This window comes from Nonomuraea lactucae (genome assembly GCF_003313395.1).
Classification (GTDB): domain Bacteria; phylum Actinomycetota; class Actinomycetes; order Streptosporangiales; family Streptosporangiaceae; genus Nonomuraea; species Nonomuraea lactucae.
This window is the reverse complement of record NZ_QNFZ01000311.1, coordinates 1-551: the sequence shown is the minus strand read 5'-3', so window position 1 is coordinate 551 and position 551 is coordinate 1. Positions and strand designations below refer to the sequence as shown.

General features: G+C 76.0%; 1 protein-coding gene. It reads right to left on the bottom strand.

Going from position 1 to position 551, the window contains the following annotated elements:
- Positions 1 to 310 (bottom strand): PepSY-associated TM helix domain-containing protein (locus DQW85_RS21655; RefSeq protein ID WP_162795187.1); only part of this gene is annotated, 310 nt, incomplete at its 3' end.
- Positions 311 to 551 lie beyond the last annotated feature (241 nt).

Below are 551 nucleotides of genomic sequence, written 5' to 3'. Positions count from 1 at the left end.
CCGCCGGCCGCACGGCGCTGACGGTGCCCCGCGGCTGGGCGGCGCGGGCCGCGGCGACCTGCTGTGACAGCGGCGCCATGGTACGGCCGGGGGGCGCGTTCAGCTCGTGGCTGTAGATCATCTGCTCCAGTTGCCAGGACGCCGCGTAGAGCAGGCCCGTCGCCGCGGCGATGAACAGGAACGGCGCGACGAGGATTCCGGCGTAGAAGTGCAGGCGCAGCACGAGTGGGCGGAGGGCGGCCCAGCCGCCGCGGGCCGGGGATGTTCCCGCCGGGTCGGCGGTGGGTTGGGCTTCGAGAGTCGAGGACATCAGAGTTCTCCGTTCCCGGGAACGCGCGCGTGCGCGGGCGCGCGTCACCGTTCGAGCAGGGGGATGGCCACGCCGGGTGCACGGCACGGCGGTGGCGGGCACGCTCGGGCATCGGGCCCGGGCGTGCGGACGGGCGGAAAGCCCGTCCGGCCTCCGGCATCGGGCCGGATGGGCGGACGGGCGGCCCGTTCAGCGAACGGAGAACGCGAGCGGCGGGCCGCGCCGCGAGATCGCCGCGGTG